The organism is Billgrantia sp. Q4P2 (genome assembly GCF_052806135.1).
In genome coordinates, this window is the sequence record NZ_JBRBAI010000003.1 from 386,906 (window position 1) to 400,878 (window position 13,973).

The window sequence follows — 13,973 nt, forward strand, 5'->3', positions numbered from 1 at the left end:
CTACGAGCTGCGAGCTACGAGCTACGAGCTGCGAGCTACGAGCTGCGAGCTGCGAGCTACGAGCTACGAGCTACGAGCTGCGAGCTGCGAGCTACGAGCTACGAGCTGCGAGTTGCGAGTTGCGAGTTGCGAGTTGCAGCCTACCTCTTGGCCCGAAGCCCGAAGCGATGCCGACAGGGTTTAAAGCCGCAGCACAATTGCCGATAATGGTCGACCAGCCCATTCTGCGTGGCCGCGCCATTCACGAGTGCCTTGTCACTGTCACTACCTCTGCGCCCGCCGCTACAGGACATAACCGCTTCATGAAAGAGACGATCATTTCCCTGCTCGAGAATGCCCTCGACACGCTCAAGCAGCAGGGCACGCTGCCCGCCGATGCCGCGCCGACCATCAAGGTCGATCCGACCAAGGACAAGGCCCACGGCGACTACGCCAGCAACCTGGCGCTGATGCTGGCCAAGCCGGCCGGCAGGAAACCCCGTGAGCTGGCCGAGGCGCTGATCGCGGCATTACCGGCGAGCGATGCCGTCGAAAAGGTGGAGATTGCCGGCCCCGGCTTCATCAATTTCTTCGCCGCCACCGACGCCGCCGCCCAGGTCGTGCGCCAGGTACTCGATGCCGGCGATGCCTTCGGGCGCAGCCTGGCCGGACGCGGCCAGAAGGTTCAGGTGGAGTTCGTCTCCGCCAACCCCACCGGCCCCCTCCACGTGGGTCATGGCCGCGGGGCGGCCATCGGCGACTGCATCTCGCGGCTGCTCGAAGCGACCGGCCATGACGTCACCCGCGAGTTCTACTACAACGACGCCGGGGCACAGATCGTCAACCTGGCGCTGTCTGTCCAGGCCCGTACCAAGGGCCTCACCCCCGACGACGAGGCCTGGCCCGACGACGGCTACCGTGGCGACTACATCGTCGAGGTGGCCAACGACTACCTGGCCGGCGAGACGGTGCATGCCGACGACCGCCACGTGACTGCCAAGGCCGACCCCGACGACCTCGACGCCATCCGCGACTTCGCCGTGGCCTGGCTGCGCCGTGAGCAGGACCTCGACCTCAAGGCCTTCGGCGTCTCCTTCGACGTCTACTTCCTGGAGTCTTCGCTCTATCGCGAGGGCAAGGTCGAGGAAACGGTCGAGCGGCTGATCGAGAAGGGACATACCTACGAGCAGGACGGCGCCCTGTGGTTGCGCACCACCGACTTCGGCGACGACAAGGACCGGGTCATGCGCAAGTCCGACGGCAGCTACACCTATTTCCTGCCCGACGTGGCCTACCACCTGAACAAGTGGCAGCGCGGCTTCACCACGGTGATCAACGAGCAGGGCGCCGACCATCATTCCACCGTCACCCGCGTTCGTGCCGGCCTGCAGGCGCTGGAGGCCGGCATCCCCTCGGGCTGGCCCGACTACGTACTGCACCAGATGGTGATGGTGACCCGCTCCGGCGTGGAGGTGAAGCTCTCCAAGCGTGCCGGCAGCTACGTCACCGTGCGCGACCTGATCGACGAGGTCGGCCGCGATGCCACGCGTTTCTTCCTCGCCGCGCGCCGGGCCGACTCGCAGCTCACCTTCGACATCGACCTGGCCCGTTCGCAGTCCAACGACAACCCGGTCTACTACGTGCAGTACGCTCACGCCCGGGTGTGCAGCATGCTGCGCAAGGCCGAGGCCCAGAACCTCGGCTTCGACCACGACCTGGCGATGGTCAGCCTGGCGAAGCTGGAGGAAGACCAGGAAAAAGCGGTGATGAACCGCCTGGCACGCTTCCCCGAGGTGGTCGGCCATGCCGCCGCCTGCCGCGAGCCGCAGCAGGTCGCCCAGTACCTGCTGGACCTCGCCGCCGAGTTCCACTCCTGCTACAACGCCGTCAAGGTAATGGTCGACGACGACGAGCTGCGTAACGCCCGCCTGGCTCTGGGCCTGGCCACGCGCCAGGTGCTGCGCAACGGTCTCGACCTGCTGGGCGTGAGCGCACCGGAGGAAATGTAAGCCATGGCTGCCCGTCGCACGCCCAAGAAACGCGGCGCCACCACCAGCCGCAAGCGCGCCCCGGCGCGTGGCCACGGCTTTCGCCTGCCCGGCTGGGTGTGGGGGCTTGGCGGCGTCATCGCGGGCTTCCTGCTGGCCCAGCACCAGCACGGTACGGCCCCTTGGCAGGAAGGCAGCGACTCGCCGCTGGCCAACCTGATGCCGCGCTCACCTAGCGAGGTGACCGAACCCGCGCCGACCGTCGAGCCGCGCGAACCGCGCATGCCGACCTTCGAGTTCTATACCTTGCTGCCCGAAGAGGTCGTGGCACCGCGCGAAGTGGCCTCTACCGCCTCGCCGCCGGAGCCAACGGTCAACGTGCCTCCCCCCATCGACAGCGAATCCGCTGCCGAGCAGGCCCCGGCCGACGATCCCATCGCCCAGGTGATCGCCGCCAACCTGCGCGACGAGGTGAACGCGACGCCGGAACGCGAAGCGACGGCACCGGCAGGTACCCGCTATATGCTGCAGGCGGCGTCGTTCCGCCAGCCGGAGGATGCCGAGCAGCTGCGCCAGCGCCTGCGCAACCTTAGCCTCATGGCCCAGGTCAGCCAGGTACAGTCCGCCGACGGTCAGACCTGGCACCGCGTGATGGTGGGTCCCTACGACGATACTCGCGAGCTCAGCCGTGCCGAGGACTTGATGACGACCCAGGGAATCACGCCGCTGCGGCACCGGGCCACCAACTGAGGAACGTACGACGCTCCCCGGCGAACCGCTCTTCGATTCACCGGCCCCGTCCCGATAGCGCTTGAATTCACCTGCCGGCGCCCACACCTAACCTGAACGCTCATTCACGGCCCCCGGCGCACCGGGGGCCGAAAGTCACCGGGAGCCCCGACTCCCCGTTACGGAGTTATCTCCATGACCACGATCGTTTCCGTACGCCGCGGTGACCAGGTTGCCCTGGCCGGCGACGGCCAGGTATCGCTGGGCAATACCGTGATGAAGGGTAACGCCAGCAAGGTTCGCCGGCTCTATCGCGGCCAGGTGCTGGCAGGCTTCGCCGGCGGCACCGCCGACGCCTTCACCCTGTTCGAGCGCTTCGAGGCGCAGTTGGAGAAGTACCAGGGCAACCTGGTCAAGGCGGCCGTGGAGCTGGCCAAGGACTGGCGTACCGACCGTGCCCTGCGCCGCCTCGAGGCGTTGCTGGCCGTGGCCGACAAGCATGCCTCGCTGATCATCACCGGCAACGGCGACGTGGTGGAGCCGGAGCGCGGTATCATCGCCATCGGCTCGGGCGGCAACTTCGCCCTTGCCGCCGCCCGCGCACTGCTCGAGAACACCGAACTCTCGGCCAGGGAGATCACCGAGAAGTCGCTCGAGATCGCGGGTGACATCTGCGTGTTCACCAACCATCACGTCACTCTCGAAACGCTCTGAAGGCCGCCCCCATGTCACAGATGACCCCTCGTGAGATCGTCCACGCCCTGGACCAGTTCATCGTCGGCCAGCAGGACGCCAAGCGCGCCGTGGCCATTGCCCTGCGCAACCGCTGGCGGCGCATGCAGCTCGACGACGACCTGCGCCCCGAGGTGACGCCCAAGAACATCCTCATGATCGGCCCCACCGGGGTGGGCAAGACCGAGATCGCCCGGCGCCTGGCCAAGCTGGCCCGCGCGCCCTTCATCAAGGTCGAGGCCACCAAGTTCACCGAGGTGGGCTATGTCGGCCGCGACGTCGAGTCGATCATCCGCGACCTCACCGAGGCCGCCATCAAGCTGGTGCGCGAGCAGGCCAAGGACGAAGTGCGCCACCGGGCCGAGGACGCCGCCGAGGATCGCATTCTCGACGCCCTGCTGCCGCCGCCCCGTGGCCAGGAGGACAGCCCCCGCAGCGACAGCTCCACTCGCCAGATCTTTCGCAAGAAGCTGCGCGAGGGCGACCTCGACGACAAGGAGATCGACATCGAGATCACCCCGCAGGGACCAGGCATCGACATCATGACCCCGCCGGGCATGGAGGAGATGACCAGCCAGTTGCAGAGCCTGTTCTCCAACATGGGCCGCCACAAGACCGAGACCCGCCGGGTCAAGGTCAAGGACGCCTTCGCCCTGCTGCGCGACGAGGAAGCCGCCAAGCTGGTCAACGAGGAGGAGATCAAGCACCGTGCCATCGATGCCGTGGAGCAGAACGGCATCGTCTTCCTCGACGAGATCGACAAGGTGGCCAAGGGCAGCGGCCAGTCCAGCGGCGGCGAAGTCTCCCGCGAGGGCGTGCAGCGCGACTTGCTGCCGCTGATCGAGGGTTCCACGGTCTCGACCAAGTACGGCATGGTCAAGACCGACCATATTCTGTTCATCGCCTCCGGCGCTTTCCATCTGTCGCGCCCCTCCGACCTGATTCCCGAGCTGCAGGGTCGCCTGCCGATCCGGGTCGAGCTAGAGGCGCTGACGCCGGAGGACTTCAAGCGCATCCTCACCGAACCCTCCGCCGCCCTGACCAAGCAGTACAAGGCGCTGCTGGCCACCGAGGGGCTCGAGATCGACTTCACCGAGGATGGCATCGAGCGTATTGCCGAGATCGCCTGGAAGGTCAACGAGGGCACCGAGAACATCGGCGCGCGGCGATTGCACACGGTGATGGAGCGGCTATTGGAGGACGCCTCCTTCAAGGGCGCCGATTTCGGCAGCCCCTTGACCATCGATGCCGCCTACGTCGACTCCCAGCTCGGCGAGCTGGCCATGGACGAGGATCTGTCGCGGTATATTCTGTAAGCCACGTGCTACGGGCTTCGGGCCACGAGCCGCTCGAAGCTCGAAGCTCGAAGCTCGACGTCAGGAGTCTGCCCATGACCGCCCCCATTCCCAGCAAGATCCATTACCACAAGAAGGCCCGCGAGCTGGAGCTCACCTACGCCGACGGTGAGAGCCACCGCCTGCCGGTCGAGTACCTGCGCGTCTACTCCCCCTCCGCCGAGGTGCGTGGCCACCATCCCAGCCAGGCCGTGCTGCAGGTGGGCAAGAAGGACGTCGGCCTCAAGAACATCGAGCCGGTCGGCCGCTACGCCGTCAAGCTCGCCTTCGACGACGGCCACGACAGCGGCCTGTTCAGTTGGGAATACCTCCATGAGCTGATCGAGCACCGCGAGGCCTACTGGGCCGACTATCTCGAACGCCTGGAAAAGGCCGGCGCCAGCCGGGAACCGCTGGGCATCGAGATCAAGCAGCTCTAGAAGGCAGTCGTCAAGACAAGAACTGCCTGAGAGGGCTACAATAGCGCGCAAATCGAGGCCTCGGCCTTGCCTTTCCGCAGCGATTCGGGAGCCCTTTTCGCATGAGCCCTCACTCCACCCCCGGGGACCAGCGCACCACCCACTTCGGCTACCAGGAAGTGCCGGTCGAGGAAAAGGCCTCGCGCGTGGCCGACGTCTTCCACTCCGTGGCGGCGCGCTACGACGTCATGAACGATCTCATGTCGCTGGGCATTCACCGCCTGTGGAAGCGCCTCACCATCGAGCGCAGCGGCGTGCGCCCCGGCCATAGCGTGCTCGACATCGCCGGCGGCACCGGCGACCTGACGCTGAAGTTCTCGCGCATGGTCGGTCCCCGCGGCCGGGTGGTGCTGGCCGACATCAATGAATCGATGCTGCGGGTCGGCCGCGACAAGCTGCTCGACAACGGCGTCGGCGGCAACGTCGAGTACGTGCAGGCCAACGCCGAGTGCCTGCCGTTCCCCGACAACAGCTTCGACTGCATCACCATCGCCTTCGGCCTGCGCAACGTCACCGACAAGGATGCCGCGCTGCGTTCCATGGCTCGCGTGCTCAAGCCTGGCGGCCGCCTGCTGGTGCTGGAGTTCTCCAAGCCGAACAACCCCGTGCTCACCCGTGCCTACGACGAATACTCCTTCCGCCTGCTGCCCTTCATGGGCCAGCTGGTAGCGGGCGACGCCGACAGCTATCGCTACCTGGCCGAGTCGATTCGCATGCACCCCGACCAGGAGACGCTCAAGAGCATGATGGAAGCGGCGGGCCTGGAGCGGGTCGAGTACACCAACCTCACCGGGGGCATCGTTGCCCTGCACCGCGGCATCAAGCTTTGAGGACGTGATGACGTTGACCCCGCCCCTGCTGCTGGCCGGCATCGAACGTACCCTCAATGCCCTGCTCGCCCGTGACCTGGCTGCGCCTACGCGCCTCGCCCGGCTCGCCGGCAGCCGGCTGCTGCTGCGCCTGGAGCGCCCCTCCCTGACCCTGTTGCTGAGCTTTCATGCCCATGGCGTCGACCTGATGCGGCAGGAGGAGCCCGACGAAGGCAGCGCCGATGCCGTGGTCGAACTCGATGCCGAGACGCTGGGTGAGCTGCTGGGCGGCGAATCGATGGAGCGGCTGATGTTCCGCGGGCGCCTGGCGGTGCGTGGGCGCGTGCATCTGCTCGAGGAAGTTCGTGACCTGTTCTTCGATCTCGACCTCGACTGGGAAGCGGAGCTGGCGCGCTGGCTGGGCGACGTGCCCGCTCACAGCCTGGCCGAAGGGCTGAGACGCATGGCCCGCTGGGGCCTGCGCGCCCAAGAGGAGATGCGCGCCGACATCGCCGAGTACGTCTTCGAGGAGGCCCGCCTGCTTCCCGGCCGCCAGCAACTCGAGACCCTGCGCGACCACCTCACCGAGCTGGAGGTGGCCACCGACCGCCTCGATGCTCGCCTGGCCAGACTGCGCCGACGACTGGAATACGAGGCCACGTCATGATGGGGTTTCGCCTGCTGCGCATCATGTGGGTGATCACCCGCTACCGCCTCGATACCCTGTTGCCACTGCAGCGCCTGCCCTGGTGGCTGCGCCTGGCCTTCCTGCTCTCGCCGCTGCGCCTGGTGCCGGTGGGGCGGCGCTCAGGCGGCGAGCGCCTGCGCCTGGCCCTGGAGTCGCTGGGTCCCATCTTCGTCAAGTTCGGCCAACTGCTCTCCACGCGCCGCGACCTGCTGCCGGAAGAGATTGCCGACGAGCTGAGGCGCTTGCAGGACCAGGTCCCCCCCTTCCCCGCCGGCGAAGCCCGTGCGCTGGTCGAGGCGGAGCTGCGCATGCCGCTGGATGTCGCTTTTGCCCATTTCGAACCCGAGGCGCTGGCTTCTGCCTCCATCGCCCAGGTGCACGCCGCTCGCCTGCACAGCGGTGAAGACGTGGTGGTCAAGATCATCCGCCCCGCCATCGATCGCGTCATGCGCCAGGACATGGCCCTGATGTACCGGGTGGCCGGCCTGCTGACCTTGATCCCCGAAGCGCGCCGATTGCGCCCGGTGGAAGTGGTACGCGACTACGAGGCGACCCTGTTCGACGAACTCGACCTGCACAAGGAAGCGGCCAATACCTCGCAGCTCAAGCGCAATTTCAAGGATTCGCCGCTGCTCCACGTGCCCACGGTACACTGGTCGCATACCCGCCGCCGGGTCATGGTGCAGGAGCGTATCCACGGCATCCCGGTGGCCGACCTCGCTGCGCTCAAGGCCCAGGGCACCGACCTCAAGCGGCTCGCCGAACGCGGCGTGGAGATATTCTTCACCCAGGTGTTTCGCGACAACTTCTTCCACGCCGACATGCACCCGGGCAATATCTTCGTTTCCCGCAAGCACCCTCACGACCCCCAGTACATCGCCATCGACTGCGGCATCGTCGGCAGCCTGACCCGCGAGGACCAGGACTACCTGGCGCGCAACCTGCTGGCCTTCTTCCGCCAGGACTACTACGAGGTCGCCGCGCTGCACATCGAGTCGGGCTGGGTGAGCGAAGATACCCGTGCCAACGAGTTCGCCGCCGCCATCCGCACGGTATGCGAGCCGATCCTGGAGAAGCCGCTCAAGGACATCTCCTTCGGCCAGGTGCTGCTGGGCCTGTTCCAGACTGCGCGCCGCTTCAACATGGAGGTCCAGCCGCAGTTGGTGCTGCTGCAGAAGACCCTGCTCAACATCGAGGGACTGGGGCGTCAGCTCTATCCCGACCTCGACCTGTGGAGCACCGCCAAGCCCTACCTGGAGCGCTGGATGCACGAGCGCGCCGGGCCGGTCGGCCTGTGGGAGTCGCTCAAGCGCCAGGCACCCGAGCTGTCGCGCCAGTTGCCCGAGCTACCCTCCGTGGCCTACCAGGCACTGAGCCGCATCGAGCACGAGCATCGCCAGCGCCGCCGCCAGGCAACGGCCCTGGGCGGCATCCAACACCAACTGCGCGAGGGGCGTCGCGGCGGCCGCCGCCTGCGCCTGGGGCTGCTGCTGGCCGGGCTGGCACTCGCCTGGAGACCGCTCAGCGAATGGGCCGCCACTCAGCCCTGGCCGATCCTGGCAGCGGGCCTTCTTGGCCTCGCGCTGCTGGCTTGGCAATGAACTTGACCCACCGTAACCGGAACCGCTCCCATGCGTGATATTCTCGACGAACTCTTCGACGTGCTGAGCCAACGCCGCAGCGCCGACCCCGCCGAATCCTATGTGGCCGCCTTGCATGACAAGGGACTTAACAAGATACTCGAAAAGGTCGGCGAGGAAGCCACGGAAACCCTGCTGGCGGCCAAGGATGCCGAGGCCGGTGGCGATGCCGAACGCAAGGCACTGGTCGCCGAAACCGCCGACCTGTGGTTTCATAGCCTGGTGATGCTGTCGCATCTCGGACTCGACCACCGGGACGTGCTAGACGAGTTGGCCCGCCGCTTCGGCATTTCCGGGCACGAAGAGAAGGCCGCAAGGTCAAAGTAAAAATGTCTTCCGGATCCGCCGGAAACCCGAATCAGAGGTAAGTTTCATGTTAGGTGGCATCAGTATCTGGCAACTGCTGATCGTACTCGGCATCATCATCCTGATCTTCGGCACCAAGAAGCTGCGTAACGTCGGCTCCGACCTGGGTGGCGCGGTCAAGGGCTTCAAGCAGGCCGTCAACGAGGAAGACAAGGAAGGCAAGGGCGACAAGGCCCAGGCCAAGGTATCCCACGAGGAGCAACCCAACACGTATGACGTCCGCGCCGAGGAGAAGAAGACCTCGGACAGCGTCGAGGAACGGGAAGAGCGCAAGTAAGCCTCCATGTTTGATATCGGCTTCCTGGAACTCCTGATCCTGGGGATCGTGGGCCTGCTCGTGCTCGGTCCGGAGCGCCTGCCCAAGGCTGCGCGCACGGCGGGGCTCTGGATCGGCAAGATCAAGCGCACCGTGTCGAGCATGCAGCGCGAGATCAACTCCCAGCTCGAGGCGGAGGAGCTGCGCCAGAAGCTCAAGGAGCAGCAGACCAAGCTCGACGAGAGCCTGAACAAGGCCAAGCGCGACGTGGAGAGCATCGCCCAGCCCTACACGTCGTCGACGCCTCGCAAGGGTGACGATGAGCGGCCCGATGCCGCCGAACGCAAGGTCGACAGCGAGGCACCGTCGGCCGCTGCGCGTCTCGACGATGCCCTGGTCGATGCCAGGGTGGCAGACGACAAGCCCTCCTCCTCCGACGATGACAAGGACGCCGCTTCCCGATGAGCGACTCCGACGACAAGCAGGAACTCGGCCAGGCCCCTCTGATCGAACACCTGATCGAACTGCGCTCGCGCCTGCTGCGCGCCGTGGTAGCGGTCTTCGTGATCTTCCTGGGGCTCTATCCCTTCGCCAACGATATCTACACCTTCGTGGCTCAGCCGCTGATGGGCATGCTGCCGGAAGGATCGCAGATGATCGCCACCGAAGTGGCGTCACCGTTCCTGGCCCCGTTCAAGCTGACCCTGGTGGTGGCGGTGTTCCTCGCCATCCCCTACGTGCTGCACCAGGCCTGGGCCTTCGTCGCCCCCGGGCTCTACGACAACGAGAAAGCCCTGGCCCTGCCGCTGCTCGCCTCCAGCGTGGGCCTGTTCTATGCCGGTGCGGCCTTCGCCTACTATGCGGTGTTCCCGCTGCTGTTCCAGTTCTTCACCCAGACCGGGCCGGAGAACGTGGCGGTGATGACCGACATCAACCAGTACCTGAACTTCGTCCTCAAGCTGTTCTTCGCCTTCGGCGTGGCCTTCGAGATTCCCATCGCCACCTTCCTGCTGATTCTTTCCGGCGCCACCACGGTGGAGAGCCTGACGAAGAAGCGGCCCTATATCATCCTGGGCTGCTTCGTGGTCGGCATGCTGCTGACCCCGCCCGATGTGATCTCGCAGAGCCTGCTCGCCGTGCCGATGTACCTGCTCTACGAGGTGGGCATCCTGTTCGGCCGCCTGGTGCGGCGCAAGAAGCGCAAGGATAGCGAAGCGACACCGGCCGAAGAGCGTGACGACGCCTGAACCGGCCAACGCGCCGCAAGCCCCAGGCCTTGAACGCACAGCGCCCCCGTTCCTGCCGAGCGAGGGCGCTTTTCGTCAGGCCTGGCGACGCCTACAGGTCCATTAGCTCGTCGATACGGTCAACCAGCTTGAAGATCCCCGTGGCGGCCTCGCCGATGCGGGTGGCAAGCATGTAGGCCGGCGTGGTCACCACGCGGTTCTCGAAGTCCACCACGATATCCTCGACGCCACAGCTGCGATGCAGGCCGCCCATGGAGCTGATGGCGCCGGAAACACCGGGATCGTGACCGATGGTCACGGCGATGCCGGGTCCCAGCAGCTTGGGTACCAGAGCCGGCGCGATGCACATCAACCCGATGGGCTTGCGCGCCTCGTAGAACGGCGCCATCGCCTCGACCAGCTCCGGAAGGGGTTCCATGTCGCTGCCGGCTGCGGCAAAGTTCGACAGGTTCTTGGCCGCACCGAAGCCGCCGGGCAGCACCACCGCGTCGAACTCGTTGGCCTCGAGTTCCTCCAGTGGCGCGATATTGCCCCGCGCCAGGCGCGCCGATTCGGCCAGTACGCTGCGCGATTCGCCCTCGACGACATCGCCACTGCGGTGGTCGATCACGTGATGCTGCATGATGTCCGGTGCGAAGCAGCGATAACCGATGCCCAGTTGATCCAACCGCAGCAGGGTCAGGGTGGTTTCGTAGATCTCCGAACCGTCCTGGACGCCGCAGCCCGACAGAATGACCGCCACTTGTTTGCTCATGCCTTTCTCCTTGTAATGAGGCGCCTCGAATGAAGGGCTCTGCCTGAATCCTGAAGCCCACACTTTAGAGAGTCGGGCCGGGTGCGACAAGGCGTGACTTCCCGCATGGGGTAGCGCTGATATACTCGGTACAACGCATTCGACGTCATCACACCGTTACCCTTGCCGGGGCATACTTCCGTTACGCCATGGCCAATGGCGCAACGTGGCCCCACAGCCGGAGTAGAACATCTTGAGTTTCATGACCACGCGCCAGTTCCCCGCTACGCGCATGCGCCGCATGCGCCGTGACGATTTCTCGCGCCGCCTGATGCGGGAGTCGACCCTGACCGCCGCCGACCTGATCTGGCCGGTATTCGTCCTCGACGGCGAGCAGCGCCGCGAGGCCGTGCCCTCGATGCCGGGTGTGGAGCGGCTGTCGCTGGACCTGCTGATCGAGGAGGCACGCGAGGCATACGATCTCGGTATCCCAGCCTTGGCGCTATTTCCGGTAGTGGACCAAACGCTGAAGAGCGAGCTGGCCGAGGAAGCCTACAACGCCAACGGCCTGGTTCAACGTAGTGTGCGCGCGCTGAAGGCCGCCGTGCCGGAACTCGGCATCATTACCGACGTGGCACTCGACCCCTACACCATCCATGGCCAGGACGGCATCATCGACGACAGCGGCTACGTGCTCAACGACCGCACGGTGGAGACGCTGCTCAAACAGGCACTGTCCCATGCCGAGGCCGGCGCCGACGTGGTCGCGCCGTCGGACATGATGGATGGCCGCATCGGCGAGATCCGCCAGGTACTCGAACACGAACAGCTGCACAACGTGCGCATCATGGCCTATAGCGCCAAGTACGCCTCGCGCTACTACGGCCCCTTCCGCGATGCGGTGGGCTCGGCCGCCAACCTGGGCAAGGCCGACAAGCGCACCTATCAGATGGATCCGGCCAACAGCGACGAGGCGCTGCACGAAGTGGCACTGGACCTGGCCGAAGGGGCCGACATGGTGATGGTCAAGCCCGGCATGCCCTACCTGGACGTGGTGCGGCGCGTCAAGGACGAGCTCCGGGTACCCACCTACGCCTATCAGGTGAGCGGTGAATACGCCATGCACATGGCCGCCTTCGACAACGGCTGGCTCGACGCCGACGAGGTGATCCTCGAGTCACTGACGTGCTTCAAGCGCGCCGGCGCCGATGGGGTGCTGACCTACTTCGCCAAGCGCGCTGCCCGCCTGCTCGCCGGCTAGTCTCAACTTCTCTTGAAGGCCGCCAGGTCGTGGGGGTCGAAGCCTTCGACCTGGGCGGGCAGCCCGCGTTCCTCGCGTAGCCGGCGGATCGTGGCACGCTCGCCGATCAACTCGGCATCGTCATCCAGGGTGCGGCCGTTGAGTTCGGCCAGTTGGGCCATGCCCTGGTGATAAGCGGTCATCAGGTGCAGGGCCACACCGTTGCCCTGGTCCATTTCGCGGCGCAGGGTGGCGAGGTAGCCGCTGAGCCGGGAGAGATGGTGCTTGAGCTGCCAGACATAGCGCATCTCGCTCATCCATGGGCGCTCGCGCAGTACGGCGAAGGTCAGGCTGGTGAACAACAGCCCGAGGAATACGCCCAAGGCGTTGAGCCACAGGCTGGAACCGAAGGTCGCCACCAGTAGCTGGGCAAACGCCAGGCCGAAAACGATCAACTGGCCGGCCATGGCGATGCTGATGATCCTCGCCTTGCGACGGTAGGTTTCAGGATCGTGGTGTTCGAAGGTGAACGGCATGGGGGGCTCCTGTGGCAACGCGATGCCGGGATTATCCCGGCATCGCCCGCCGAGGTACAGTCGCCCCGCGTCCGGGTCAGCGTAGCCGCTCGGCCGCTTCCAGCAGCAATGCCTCGGTGGCCTGCCAGCCCAGGCAGGGATCGGTCACCGAAACACCGTAGCGCAGGGCACCGGGAGTCAGCTCCTGGCGCCCCTCCTCCAGGTGACTCTCGAGCATCAGCCCCATCAGGGCCGTCTCGCCACGCATGCGCTGGGCCACCACGTCGCGCAGTACCTCGGCCTGGCGACGATGATCCTTGCGCGCGTTGGCATGGCTGCAATCGACCATCAAGCGTGCCGGCAGCCCGGCCTGCTCCAGCGCACGGCGAGCCTCGCCGACCGAGTCGCTGTCGTAGTTGGGGCCAAGGTGGCCGCCACGCAGCACCACGTGGGCGTGGGCATTGCCCAAGGTCTCACGCAGCGCAGGGCGGCCCTGCTCATCGAGGCCGAAATGCCGGTGCGGATGCGCCGCCGCACGGATGGCGTCCACCGCGACACCCACGTCGCCGCTGGTGGCGTTCTTGAACCCCACGGCCGCCTCGAGGCCACTGGCAAGCTCGCGATGCAGCTGCGACTCCGTAGTGCGTGCCCCGACGGCGACCCAGGCCAACAGGTCGTCGAGGTAGGCGGCCAGCATCGGCTGCAGCACCTCGGTGGCCACTGGCAGGCCCAGCGTGGCGACTTCGTGCATCAGGTGGCGGGAGAGGTGCAGGCCGCGGGCCATGTCACCGCTGCCATCCAGGTCAGGGTCGTAGGCGAGCCCCTTCCAACCTACCGTAGTACGCGGCTTCTCCACATAGACCCGCATGACGGGGAGCAGCCGATCACTTACCTTCTGTGCCAGCTCGGCCAGGCGGTGAGCATACTCCAGTGCCGCCAAGGGGTCGTGGATCGAGCAGGGGCCGACCACCATCAACATGCGGTCGTCGTGCCCGCTGACGATATCCTGAATGGCACGGCGCTGGGCCGAGAGGCATTCCGCCACTTGAGGCGATACAGGCAGGCGCCGGCGCAGTTCGCCGGGGGTGGGTAGCGTCATGCTCGCTCGGCTGGAGGCGTCGACAGCGAGGCTGGCCTGGCTATCGGCTTGGCGTTCAGAGAGGGATGCGGGGGCATTCATGGTCAACTCCGTGAGGTCGGCAAACATCGTGTCGTCTTGCCACCGGACATCTCACGGT

General features: G+C 66.0%; 16 protein-coding genes. 13 read left to right on the forward strand and 3 right to left on the reverse strand.

Features of this window, described 5'->3' with window-relative positions; all coding sequences use genetic code 11:
• Positions 1–302: 302 nt before the first annotated feature.
• The 12 genes from argS (at position 303) to tatC (ending at position 10,247) form a co-directional block, all read left to right on the forward strand.
• On the forward strand, positions 303–1,988 hold the full coding sequence (gene argS, locus ACUY1T_RS07245; protein ID WP_446021394.1) for an arginine--tRNA ligase: 1,686 nt from the start codon (positions 303–305) through the stop codon (positions 1,986–1,988).
• 3 nt (positions 1,989–1,991) lie between these two features.
• A complete protein-coding gene (locus ACUY1T_RS07250) occupies positions 1,992–2,717 on the forward strand; it encodes an SPOR domain-containing protein (protein ID WP_446021396.1) in 726 nt (241 codons plus the stop codon).
• Positions 2,718–2,891: 174 nt separating this feature from the next.
• On the forward strand, positions 2,892–3,410 hold the full coding sequence (gene hslV, locus ACUY1T_RS07255) for an ATP-dependent protease subunit HslV (protein WP_446021398.1): 519 nt from the start codon (positions 2,892–2,894) through the stop codon (positions 3,408–3,410).
• 11 nt (positions 3,411–3,421) lie between these two features.
• Complete coding sequence (gene hslU, locus ACUY1T_RS07260; protein ID WP_446021399.1) at positions 3,422–4,744, forward strand: ATP-dependent protease ATPase subunit HslU; 1,323 nt, start codon at positions 3,422–3,424, stop codon at positions 4,742–4,744.
• Positions 4,745–4,818: 74 nt separating this feature from the next.
• Entirely contained in the window at positions 4,819–5,202 is a 384-nt protein-coding gene (locus tag ACUY1T_RS07265; protein WP_446021401.1) for a gamma-butyrobetaine hydroxylase-like domain-containing protein, read from the forward strand.
• A gap of 101 nt (positions 5,203–5,303) precedes the next feature.
• A complete protein-coding gene (gene ubiE, locus ACUY1T_RS07270) occupies positions 5,304–6,071 on the forward strand; it encodes a bifunctional demethylmenaquinone methyltransferase/2-methoxy-6-polyprenyl-1,4-benzoquinol methylase UbiE (RefSeq protein WP_446021402.1) in 768 nt (255 codons plus the stop codon).
• A gap of 7 nt (positions 6,072–6,078) precedes the next feature.
• Entirely contained in the window at positions 6,079–6,717 is a 639-nt protein-coding gene (locus ACUY1T_RS07275) for a ubiquinone biosynthesis accessory factor UbiJ (protein WP_446021404.1), read from the forward strand.
• Positions 6,717–8,339, forward strand: a complete 1,623-nt coding sequence (gene ubiB / locus ACUY1T_RS07280) for a ubiquinone biosynthesis regulatory protein kinase UbiB (RefSeq protein ID WP_446021613.1) — start codon at positions 6,717–6,719, stop codon at positions 8,337–8,339. The genes ACUY1T_RS07275 and ubiB overlap by 1 nt, the downstream gene beginning before the upstream one ends.
• Positions 8,340–8,369: 30 nt before the next feature.
• Positions 8,370–8,705: a phosphoribosyl-ATP diphosphatase gene (locus ACUY1T_RS07285; protein WP_446021406.1), complete on the forward strand. Its 336-nt coding sequence runs from the start codon at positions 8,370–8,372 to the stop codon at positions 8,703–8,705.
• A 46-nt stretch (positions 8,706–8,751) separates the two neighbouring features.
• Positions 8,752–9,021: a Sec-independent protein translocase subunit TatA gene (gene tatA / locus ACUY1T_RS07290; RefSeq protein ID WP_446021408.1), complete on the forward strand. Its 270-nt coding sequence runs from the start codon at positions 8,752–8,754 to the stop codon at positions 9,019–9,021.
• Positions 9,022–9,027: 6 nt separating this feature from the next.
• Positions 9,028–9,465, forward strand: coding sequence for a Sec-independent protein translocase protein TatB (gene tatB / locus ACUY1T_RS07295; protein WP_446021410.1), 438 nt, complete (start codon positions 9,028–9,030; stop codon positions 9,463–9,465).
• Positions 9,462–10,247: a twin-arginine translocase subunit TatC gene (gene tatC / locus ACUY1T_RS07300; protein ID WP_446021411.1), complete on the forward strand. Its 786-nt coding sequence runs from the start codon at positions 9,462–9,464 to the stop codon at positions 10,245–10,247. Before tatB ends, tatC begins: the two co-directional genes overlap by 4 nt.
• Before the next feature lie 91 nt (positions 10,248–10,338).
• On the opposite strand, the gene elbB is transcribed toward tatC, so the two are convergent.
• Positions 10,339–11,001, reverse strand: coding sequence for an isoprenoid biosynthesis glyoxalase ElbB (gene elbB, locus ACUY1T_RS07305; protein WP_446021413.1), 663 nt, complete (start codon positions 10,999–11,001; stop codon positions 10,339–10,341).
• A gap of 241 nt (positions 11,002–11,242) precedes the next feature.
• On the opposite strand from elbB, the gene hemB reads away from it, so the two are divergent.
• Positions 11,243–12,241 carry a porphobilinogen synthase gene (gene hemB / locus ACUY1T_RS07310; RefSeq protein ID WP_446021615.1) on the forward strand — a complete coding sequence of 333 codons (999 nt, stop codon included), beginning with the start codon at positions 11,243–11,245 and terminating at the stop codon, positions 12,239–12,241.
• 2 nt (positions 12,242–12,243) lie between these two features.
• Here hemB and ACUY1T_RS07315 read toward each other — a convergent pair whose 3' ends face one another.
• Both ACUY1T_RS07315 and ACUY1T_RS07320 read right to left on the reverse strand, forming a co-directional pair.
• On the reverse strand, positions 12,244–12,756 hold the full coding sequence (locus ACUY1T_RS07315; protein ID WP_446021415.1) for a DUF3087 family protein: 513 nt from the start codon (positions 12,754–12,756) through the stop codon (positions 12,244–12,246).
• 76 nt (positions 12,757–12,832) lie between these two features.
• A complete protein-coding gene (locus tag ACUY1T_RS07320; RefSeq protein WP_446021417.1) occupies positions 12,833–13,915 on the reverse strand; it encodes a 3-deoxy-7-phosphoheptulonate synthase in 1,083 nt (360 codons plus the stop codon).
• Positions 13,916–13,973 lie beyond the last annotated feature (58 nt).

What these genes read in the sequence shown, in the direction of transcription:
- argS (WP_446021394.1), top strand. Translation starts at nt 303, where the DNA reads ATGAAAGAGACGATCATTTCCCTGCTCGAGAATGCCCTCGACACGCTC.
- ACUY1T_RS07250 (WP_446021396.1), top strand. Translation starts at nt 1,992, where the DNA reads ATGGCTGCCCGTCGCACGCCCAAGAAACGCGGCGCCACCACCAGCCGC.
- hslV (WP_446021398.1), top strand. Translation starts at nt 2,892, where the DNA reads ATGACCACGATCGTTTCCGTACGCCGCGGTGACCAGGTTGCCCTGGCC.
- hslU (WP_446021399.1), top strand. Translation starts at nt 3,422, where the DNA reads ATGTCACAGATGACCCCTCGTGAGATCGTCCACGCCCTGGACCAGTTC.
- ACUY1T_RS07265 (WP_446021401.1), top strand. Translation starts at nt 4,819, where the DNA reads ATGACCGCCCCCATTCCCAGCAAGATCCATTACCACAAGAAGGCCCGC.
- ubiE (WP_446021402.1), top strand. Translation starts at nt 5,304, where the DNA reads ATGAGCCCTCACTCCACCCCCGGGGACCAGCGCACCACCCACTTCGGC.
- ACUY1T_RS07275 (WP_446021404.1), top strand. Translation starts at nt 6,079, where the DNA reads ATGACGTTGACCCCGCCCCTGCTGCTGGCCGGCATCGAACGTACCCTC.
- ubiB (WP_446021613.1), top strand. Translation starts at nt 6,717, where the DNA reads ATGGGGTTTCGCCTGCTGCGCATCATGTGGGTGATCACCCGCTACCGC.
- ACUY1T_RS07285 (WP_446021406.1), top strand. Translation starts at nt 8,370, where the DNA reads ATGCGTGATATTCTCGACGAACTCTTCGACGTGCTGAGCCAACGCCGC.
- tatA (WP_446021408.1), top strand. Translation starts at nt 8,752, where the DNA reads ATGTTAGGTGGCATCAGTATCTGGCAACTGCTGATCGTACTCGGCATC.
- tatB (WP_446021410.1), top strand. Translation starts at nt 9,028, where the DNA reads ATGTTTGATATCGGCTTCCTGGAACTCCTGATCCTGGGGATCGTGGGC.
- tatC (WP_446021411.1), top strand. Translation starts at nt 9,462, where the DNA reads ATGAGCGACTCCGACGACAAGCAGGAACTCGGCCAGGCCCCTCTGATC.
- elbB (WP_446021413.1), bottom strand. Translation starts at nt 11,001, where the DNA reads ATGAGCAAACAAGTGGCGGTCATTCTGTCGGGCTGCGGCGTCCAGGAC.
- hemB (WP_446021615.1), top strand. Translation starts at nt 11,243, where the DNA reads ATGACCACGCGCCAGTTCCCCGCTACGCGCATGCGCCGCATGCGCCGT.
- ACUY1T_RS07315 (WP_446021415.1), bottom strand. Translation starts at nt 12,756, where the DNA reads ATGCCGTTCACCTTCGAACACCACGATCCTGAAACCTACCGTCGCAAG.
- ACUY1T_RS07320 (WP_446021417.1), bottom strand. Translation starts at nt 13,915, where the DNA reads ATGAATGCCCCCGCATCCCTCTCTGAACGCCAAGCCGATAGCCAGGCC.